We start from the raw sequence: 9,066 nt of genomic DNA on the forward strand, positions 1-9,066 counted from the left end.
TGGAATATTGATGAGAGCTGCTCTTAGTACGAGAGGACCGGAGTGGACGTACCGCTGGTGTTCCAGTTGTTTCGCCAGAAGCATAGCTGGGTAGCTAAGTACGGAAAGGATAACCGCTGAAAGCATCTAAGTGGGAAGCCTCCTCAAAGATAAGTATTCCCTTGAAATTCCTTGTAGACTACGAGGTTGATAGGATGGAAGTGTAAGTGTAGTAATACATTCAGCTGACCATTACTAATAAATTGATAGGTTTAAAAGAAATGTATTCAAGACATTTTAATAAATTATTAATTACTATTCAGTTTTCAGAGAACATTGCCCTTATAGGGCTTTTTTTATATTTTATTTTACAAAAGAGGTTAAATGAACGATACAATAGCAGCAATTAGTTCTGGTTCAAGAATAAATCAACCAATATCTATAATAAGAATTTGTGGTTTCGAAGCATTTAATATTTTTAAAAAAATTTATAAAGGCAAAATTGGTTCAGATCACGATATAACATACGGCCATATTTATGATAACGATCAATTGATTGATGAAGTTTTAGTTATGTGGTTTTTAGGAAAACAAAAAGAAGATAAAATTATTTACAATAACTTTGTAGGTGAACCAATAATTGAAATTAATTGTCATGGTGGAATAGTAGTCACAAACAAAATATTAGAACTTTTATTAAGTAATGGTGCAAGAATGGCGGAAAAAGGTGAATTCACAAGAAGAGCTTTTTTAAATGGAAAAATGGATCTAATAAAAGCAGAAGCAATACATGATTTGATTTTTTCAAGAACCTTAGTTCAAGCTAATGCACATGTGAGTAGGTTCAAAGGTAAAACAAGCAACTTAATTGATAATTTTGCAAATAAAATAAATTATTTAATTGGTATATGTGAAGTAAATATTGATTATCCTGAATACCAAGATGTAACGAAAATGACTAATCAATTAATGCTTGAAGAATTAATAAATTTAACGAATGAACTTAATGAAATAATAAAAATTTCTGAAAACAGTAGATATATTTTTGAAGGTGTAAAAGTTGCTCTTTTAGGAAAACCTAATGTTGGTAAAAGTAGTATTTTAAATGCTTTATTATCAGAAGAAAAAGCTATTGTAACTGATATAGCAGGAACAACAAGAGATATTATTGAAGCATCATATCAAATTGATGGAATATTATTCAAATTAATAGATACTGCTGGTTTAAGAAAAACAAATGAAATAATTGAAAGCATCGGTATTGAAAAGTCCTTAAAACAAATTTATGAATCAGATTTAATTATTCATGTTATTGATCCATATCAAACAGAAAATGAATATGATCAAATGATTGAAAAAGAATCAAAAAAACATAATAAATTTTATATTAAAGTAAATAATAAAATGGATTTAAAAAAATCTGAAGAAAGTGAAATAATTAATATTTCTGCTTTAAATAAAGAAATATCTGAGTTAGAAAAAGCCTTGATTAAAGATTTTAAAAATATTGATATTTTTGATGAAAGAATTTTTTCAAATACAAGGCAACTCTCATTAATAAAACAATCACTAAACAATTTAAAAGAAGCTCAAATTTCTATTCAAAATGGTTATACTTATGATGTAATTATTGTTGATTTATACAGTGCATGAGATTCGTTACAAAATATAAAAGGAAATGCAAATAGAGAAGACTTACTTGATGTAATGTTTTCTAATTTTTGCTTAGGTAAATAATATGTCCAAAAAATTTAATAAATTTATTGATGCTCATTGTCATATTAATTCATCTTATTATGGTTCAGATGATATTATTAATGAAATTTTAATAGCATCAGAATATAATCGTGTTGATTATTTTATTAATAACGGTGGACACATTAAAGAAAATCTTGAGATTATAGAATTATCAAAAAAATTTCCTAAATTACTACCTTGTATTGGTGTGCATCCAGAACAATTAATAGAAAACTCTATTATTTCAATAGAAAATGAAGTAGAAAAACATATAAGTAATAATCCCACACTTATTAAAGGGATAGGTGAAATTGGTATTGATTATTTCTATGAAAACTCGGTTGCAAAAGAAATACAAATTGCTTTTTTTGAGCAACAAATTGAACTTGCAAATAAATATGACTTACCTGCTGTAATTCATATAAGAGATAAAGAAGATGAGTATAATGCTTATGAAGATGTTTTTAATATTCTTAAAAAATACCCTAATACAAAATGTATGTTACATACGTTTGCTGGTAATTTATTTTGATTAGATAAATTTAAAACATATAAGAATTTATATTTTTCATATAGTGGTGTTTGCACATTTGGTTCAAGTAGCCAAACAAGAGAAGTTATAAAAAACACCCCTATTGATAAATTATTAATTGAAACAGATTCACCATACTTAAGAGTTCATCCTTATACTGGTGAAAAAAACGAACCTAATACAATAGTATATGTTGCTTACTATGTAGCTGGACTTTTAAACATAGGAATGGATAAATTTGTTGATAAGGTAAATAAAAACACAAGAAAGTTATTCAATTTATAATGAAAAAAGTTTATGCTAAAAAAAAATTTGGTCAAAATTTTCTAATTGATAAAAATATTATTAAAAAAATTATAAATTTACTTAATGATACTAATTTAGATATTATCGAAATTGGTCCTGGTAGAGGTGCTTTAACTAATGAACTTGTTAAATTAAACAATAAAATAACTGCTTTTGAGATTGATAAAGATATGGTTGAGATACTATCTAATAATATACAATCATCAAACTTTAATTTAATTTTTGGTGATTTTTTAGAACAAAATTTAAGTGAAATAAATGATTCTATTGTTATAGCTAATATCCCTTACTATATAACGACTGATATTTTATTTAAGATTTTTGATAATAGAAATAAAATTAAAAAAGCAATTTTAATGGTTCAAAAAGAAGTCGCACAAAGGATAAACGCAAAACATAACACAAATGAATATTCGAAGTTATCAGTAAGTGCTCAATTTTTATCTAAAACAGCAATTGAATTTTTTGTTCCTTCAAAATGTTTTTCACCTGCTCCAAAAGTTGATTCAGCAATACTATCACTAGAATTTAAGGATGATATTTCAGATTCTGATTGACAAAAATACAAAAATTTCTTTAAATTATGTTTTGCAAATCGTAGAAAAAAACTTATTTTTTCATTAAAGCAAGTTTACGATTTAAAAAAAATAGAAAATGTTTTTCAAAAGCTAAAATATAATGAAAATTTAAGAATACAACAGTTAAAAACAGAAGAAATTATTGAATTATTTAATGAATTAGAAGCAAATTAGTTATTTTGTTTCTTTTTTATCATTTAACATTAATAAATTTTATTATAATTAAAAAATAAATGGAGAAAAATGGAATATCAAGCATTATACAGAAAATATAGACCAAAAACATTTGAACAAGTTGTAGGTCAAAATAATATTGTTTCAACATTAAAAAATTCAATTTTAAATAATAAATTATCTCACGCTTACTTATTTTGTGGCCCAAAAGGTACAGGTAAAACTTCTATTGCGCGTATTTTTGCAAAAACAATAAATTGTAATCATAATTCCGATGCAACATTACCATGTAATAATTGTTTAAACAAAAATGATTCACTTGATATTATTGAGTTAGATGCAGCTTCAAATAACGGTGTTGATGAAATAAGATATTTAAAAGAAAAAATTGAGCAATTACCTATCGAGAGTAACTTTAAAATTTATATTATTGATGAGGTTCATATGTTAAGTAAAGCCGCATTTAATGCTTTGCTTAAAACACTTGAAGAACCACCAAAGCATATAAAATTTATTTTAGCAACAACAGACCCTCAAAAAATTCCATTAACAATTCTTTCAAGAGTGCAAAAATTTAACTTTCAAAGAATAGAACAAAAAGAAATTATTTCACATTTAACTAAAGTTCTTGATACAGAAGGTATTGCATACGATTCCGAATCATTAAAAATGATATCGATTTTAGCAACTGGCGGAATGAGAGATGCATTATCAATTTCAGAACAATCAAGTTCATTCAATGGTAATAAAATAACAATACAAAGTATTCAGCAAAATTTTGGTATGGCTACAACACATAAATTAGTTGAATTAATAAACGCTATTATTAAACAGGATATAATCTCAATAAACGAAATTCTTTATGAAATGAATATTTCAGGAGTTGAAACTTTTCATATTCAAAGTGGTTTATTAAACATAACAAAGGAATGAATTTTATATAATAAAACACACCAATCAAAATTTTTAATATGATTATCTGAACAAACAATTTCTTCTCTTGAACTTAATTTTGAAATTTCTAAAATATTAATTGATAGTTTTTTTGAAGTTTTCTTAAATCAAACAAAAATAAATCAAAGTTTTGAACTTTTAGAAATTTCTTTAATTAATATTGTTCATAAAATAGAAAAAAATAAACAAACAAAAAATCATATTAATAGTGATGTAATAAAGGAAAAATTAAATAAACAAACAAAAAATAATTCTGTTAATTCAATTAGCAATAATATTCAAGAAATTTTTTCGGTTAAAAATATTAAACAAGAATCAACTGAATTACAAAACAGTCCAAAATATAATGATTATTCACCAGTAAATGATTTTGTAGAAAATCATTTATCAAATGCTAAAGAAGCTGAAGATACATTTTCATCATTTGAACAAAAACAAGAAACAAAAGTTCCCGAGATTAAAAAAGGTTTAAATTATTTACTTGATGTTTTAAATTTAATTTTATATGTTAAATTTACAAAAAATGAATCTGATATTAAAACTTCAGAATTTAAACAAATTAAATCAAAAAGCGTAATTGATAAAATTAATATTGAATTTGATGAACTTTTTAATAAAATGAATATTTTGTGTGCTACAAACACCACAATACTTTTTGAATCAGAAGATAAACAAATAGTTGATAAACTAAGAGAAATGATGTATGATTTTGAATTACAAAATTATTTATCAGAGGTATATTGTTGTGATTATTTAAATGTTCTGTTTATTACGCAAGATGAAAAAAATGAAATCAGGCAAATTTTTAAAGAAAATTATTCAAATCAAATATCAAAATTACCATTTACTCTACACAATCCTTCAAAATTAAAAACAATAAAACCTAAAAAAGAAAGTAGTAATTTAGAAAAATTTAATAAAATATTTAATACTTAAAAATAAAAAAGGATGATTTATGAACCAAGAAATGTTAAAAAAATTAAAAAATATGCAAAAAGACCTTGAACTTAAACAAGATGAATTTAATAAAAAAGATTTTATCGTAGAAAGACAAGGTGTAAAAATAAAAGCAAAAGGAAATATGTTAATTGAATCAGTAGAAATAGATGAAGTTTTAATTGATCCTGATGATAAAGAATTATTAGAAGATTTATTAATTGTTGCTTTTAATGAATTAGTCGATAAAATCGAAGAAGAACAAAAATCATTAGCACCTAAAATGCCAAGTGGTTTCCCTTTTTAATAAATTATGTTTAATTCAGATAAAATAAATGAATTAATAAGTAATTTAACAAAAATACCAGGTTTTTCTAAAAAAAGTGCTGAAAAATTTATATACTGAATTTTAGAAACACCAAGTTTAGATGTAAATTTACTTGTAAATAAAATTAAGGGAATAAAATCTTTATCTGTTATATGTGAATTTTGTAATAGAACTTTTATTGAAGAAAATTGTGATATATGTTTTGATGATACAAGAGAAAATAAATTATTAGTGTTAGAAAATATGCAAAACCTTAATAAAATTGAAAAAGCTTCTTTTTTTAGAGGTAAATATTTTATATTCCCTTACAAACTTGATGATGAAAAAAACCTTAATGAAGCACAAGAATATATTGATAAATTAAAAAATTATTCACAAAATTTTGATGAAGTAATTCTTGGTATATCACCAAACCTAAGTGGTGAAATTACAAAAAATATTTTAAAAAAAGAATTGCTTAAAAAAGGTGTTAATAATATATCAGAATTCGCAATAGGTGTTCCTGTGGGTGCATCAATAGACTATTTAGATGAAATAACACTAAATTTTTCATTAAAAAATAGAAAATAAGGAGAAAATTATGTTTATAACATTTGAGGGTTTAGATGGAAGCGGAAAAACAACTATAATAAACGAACTTACAAATAAATTGCACAATGAAATCCCTTATCTTAAAATTATTTTAACAAGAGAACCCGGTGGAAAAGGTTTAAACGAAGCAGAGCGGATTAGAGAAATTATTCTTGATAAAACAAGTGAACTATCTCCTGTTGCTGAAGCAATGCTCTACTCAACAAGTAGAAGAATACATCTTGAAAAAGTGATATGACCAGGATTGAAAAAGAATCAATTAGTGTTATGTGATCGTTATATAGATAGTTTTTATGCATATCAAGGTTTTGCACGTGGTTTAGGTTATTCTTTTGTTAAAAGCCTTACAAATTTAATTATTGATAATGCAATACCGAATATAACTATATTTTTTGATGCAACACCTGAACAATGCTTACAAAGACGTCAAAAATCAAGATTATTACATGATAGATTGGAACAAGAAGATATTAGTTTTCATCATAAAGTTTATAATGGGTATAAACAACTTATAAATGAGGATAGAGAAAGATTTATTATTGTTGATGCAATGGGAACACCAGAAGAAGTAACAAATGATGTTTTTAATAAACTTTTAAATCATAGTGGTTTTAAAAAATATTTAAAGGAAATAAGTGGTGAATAATATTTATGAAACCTTTAAAGATTTAACACATAATAATAAGTTAAATCATTTATATTTATTTGATGTCAATCAAGTAAATAAATCAGATTTATTTATTCAAAATATTATCAAAATAATTATAAATAAATCAGATTTATTAAACGAAAAGCAAATTGATTTTCATTCTATATATGAAAATCTATTTTTTATTGATGGCAGTAAAGAATCAATAAAAAAGGAGTTTATCGAAGAAACTTTTAATAAAGCGCTTTTGAGTAATAAAAAAACAAAAACTATTATATATATAAAAGATATTGAAAATTCGAATATTTATGCACTAAATTCAATTTTAAAAATTATTGAAGAACCAGTAGAAAATTTATATATTTTAATAAGCAGTTCGCACAAAGAAAAAATTTTACCTACAATTCTTTCAAGAAGTCAAATTGTAAAAATTCCTAAAACACCTTTTTCGTTTATTTTACAAGAAACAAACAAAGATGTAACAGATGATTTTTTTATTTTTTTAATGTACTTATACAGAGATGAATCAATAATTGAACAATTTAATACAGATGAATATCAAGAAATTTTTACAAACCTTATAGATATATTAAAATCTTTTGCAAATAATAAAAAAAATAGTTTATATAAGTTAATTATTGAACTCAACAAATACATTATTAAAGAAAAACAACCACATTATGAGTTTATTTTTAAATTATTGAAATTATGCTTTTTACAAAATGGTTTTTTAAACAAAACTGATATTTTTAACAATAAATATATAAAAGCATTAATAGAAATAAATAAAACATTGTATCAAGGCAAAAACAACCACTTTTTTTTAGTTGAATACATTATTTATTTTGAAGATCATATTAAGAAAAATGCTAATTTTAAATTACAAAAAAATAGTTTATTAGTAAAAATACTGAGGTTATATGAGTAAACTTTACATAGTTGGAACACCAATAGGAAACTTAAATGATATAACATTTCGAGCACATGAAACTCTAAAAAATGTTGAAATAATTGCTTGTGAAGATACAAGAGTTACTAAAAAACTTTTAGATAAATTCAATATATATAATAAAAAATTAATTACGTATAATTCTTTTACAGAAGCTCATTCGGCACAAGGGATTATTAAATTAATAGAACAAGGGAATAATGTAGCGCTTGTATCGGATGCTGGTATGCCGGTTGTTTCTGATCCTGGTTTTGAAATAATTAATTTAGCTAGAAAAAATAATATTGAACTTGAAATAGTACCAGGAGTTTCAGCAGTAATTACAACATTTACTGGTTCTGGATTTAGTAACAATTTTACTTTTTTAGGTTTTATAAAGGATAAAACACAACAAAGAAAAAATGAATTGAAAACATTGCAAGAAAATCATACATATATATTTTTTGTTTCTCCACACAAATTACTAAATACATTGATAGACATAAAAGATGTTTTGGGGACAGAGGTAAAAGTCTGTTTAGCAAAAGAATTAACTAAAATACATGAAACTTGGTATTTCGATGATGTTGAAACATTAATAGAAAAATTTTTAAATATGGATGCTATTAAGGGTGAATACAGTTTAGCGTTATTTATACCAAAAATTAAAAAAGTAAAAATTAACAAATATACCAATAAAAGAACAAGTAATTAAAATCTAAGAAAATCCTGCTTTTGTAAGTGCAGGATTTTTCATACTTTTCAATTTTATACTGATATGGTGAATTTTACCAAAATTATTCTCCTGAAAATATAATATAATTTGAGAATAAAAAGGAAATTAGGATAATGAGAAATTTTAATTATAAAAAATACAAAATTATAAAAGAATAAACTTCACAAAATAAAGGTGGACAAAAAAGTTAACATGATAATGTTAGCTTTTTTAACACCTTTGAGGGGGTATACCCCCTCAAAAAAATCAAAAAAGGAGAAATATGTCAAAACATTTAAAAGCAGAAGAATTTTACAAAATATATGAAGAATATAAGAGTACAGGAATACAATTTAAACTTTCAGTAATTTATTATACTAACGCACTTTTACTTTTTAAAAGTGCGTTTTTTACCAAAAATTTATAAAAAAAATATTTTTTTATTTTGTTTTTTAAAATAATTTAGTATAATACTTATACTAATAAAAAAAGGACATTTTATGATAGAAAAATTTAAAAAAGTTTTAATACCAACTGGCGCAAAAATAAGTAAAAGAAAAAACGCTTGATATGTTCAAGTTGTCACAAAAAGAGAGTACATAAAAGAAAAAAAGTATTATAAAGAAACAAAAGTTGCAGTAGGAAGAGTTCTAAAAACT

10 protein-coding genes and 1 rRNA gene are annotated in these 9,066 nt (G+C 23.8%); all 11 read left to right on the forward strand.

The window, feature by feature from the left end; translation table 4 throughout:
* Positions 1 to 259 (forward strand): 23S ribosomal RNA (locus BU00_RS0102465); the annotation flags it as partial.
* Positions 260 to 363: 104 nt separating this feature from the next.
* Positions 364 to 1,716, forward strand: coding sequence for a tRNA uridine-5-carboxymethylaminomethyl(34) synthesis GTPase MnmE (gene mnmE / locus BU00_RS0102470; protein WP_027121348.1), 1,353 nt, complete (start codon positions 364 to 366; stop codon positions 1,714 to 1,716).
* Between the two features lies 1 nt (position 1,717).
* Positions 1,718 to 2,533, forward strand: a complete 816-nt coding sequence (locus BU00_RS0102475; RefSeq protein WP_027121349.1) for a TatD family hydrolase — start codon at positions 1,718 to 1,720, stop codon at positions 2,531 to 2,533.
* On the forward strand, positions 2,533 to 3,306 hold the full coding sequence (gene rsmA, locus BU00_RS0102480) for a 16S rRNA (adenine(1518)-N(6)/adenine(1519)-N(6))-dimethyltransferase RsmA (protein ID WP_036458956.1): 774 nt from the start codon (positions 2,533 to 2,535) through the stop codon (positions 3,304 to 3,306). Before BU00_RS0102475 ends, rsmA begins: the two co-directional genes overlap by 1 nt.
* A gap of 69 nt (positions 3,307 to 3,375) precedes the next feature.
* On the forward strand, positions 3,376 to 5,196 hold the full coding sequence (gene dnaX / locus BU00_RS0102485; RefSeq protein WP_027121351.1) for a DNA polymerase III subunit gamma/tau: 1,821 nt from the start codon (positions 3,376 to 3,378) through the stop codon (positions 5,194 to 5,196).
* Positions 5,197 to 5,215: 19 nt separating this feature from the next.
* Positions 5,216 to 5,503: a YbaB/EbfC family nucleoid-associated protein gene (locus tag BU00_RS0102490; protein ID WP_027121352.1), complete on the forward strand. Its 288-nt coding sequence runs from the start codon at positions 5,216 to 5,218 to the stop codon at positions 5,501 to 5,503.
* Positions 5,504 to 5,509: 6 nt separating this feature from the next.
* A complete protein-coding gene (locus tag BU00_RS0102495) occupies positions 5,510 to 6,094 on the forward strand; it encodes a toprim domain-containing protein (RefSeq protein WP_027121353.1) in 585 nt (194 codons plus the stop codon).
* 10 nt (positions 6,095 to 6,104) lie between these two features.
* Positions 6,105 to 6,761 (forward strand): dTMP kinase, encoded by a 657-nt coding sequence (gene tmk, locus BU00_RS0102500; RefSeq protein ID WP_027121354.1) that lies wholly within the window; start codon positions 6,105 to 6,107, stop codon positions 6,759 to 6,761.
* The gene (locus BU00_RS0102505) at positions 6,754 to 7,692 is read left to right on the forward strand and encodes a hypothetical protein (protein ID WP_027121355.1); all 939 of its coding nucleotides are present in this window, start codon (positions 6,754 to 6,756) and stop codon (positions 7,690 to 7,692) included. Before tmk ends, BU00_RS0102505 begins: the two co-directional genes overlap by 8 nt.
* Entirely contained in the window at positions 7,685 to 8,407 is a 723-nt protein-coding gene (rsmI, locus tag BU00_RS0102510; protein ID WP_027121356.1) for a 16S rRNA (cytidine(1402)-2'-O)-methyltransferase, read from the forward strand. Before BU00_RS0102505 ends, rsmI begins: the two co-directional genes overlap by 8 nt.
* A gap of 283 nt (positions 8,408 to 8,690) precedes the next feature.
* The gene (locus tag BU00_RS05080) at positions 8,691 to 8,834 is read left to right on the forward strand and encodes a hypothetical protein (protein ID WP_156926427.1); all 144 of its coding nucleotides are present in this window, start codon (positions 8,691 to 8,693) and stop codon (positions 8,832 to 8,834) included.
* Positions 8,835 to 9,066 lie beyond the last annotated feature (232 nt).

Origin of the sequence: Mycoplasma leonicaptivi ATCC 49890 (assembly GCF_000622205.1) — a bacterium.
Classification (GTDB): domain Bacteria; phylum Bacillota_I; class Bacilli_A; order Mycoplasmatales; family Metamycoplasmataceae; genus Mycoplasmopsis; species Mycoplasmopsis leonicaptivi.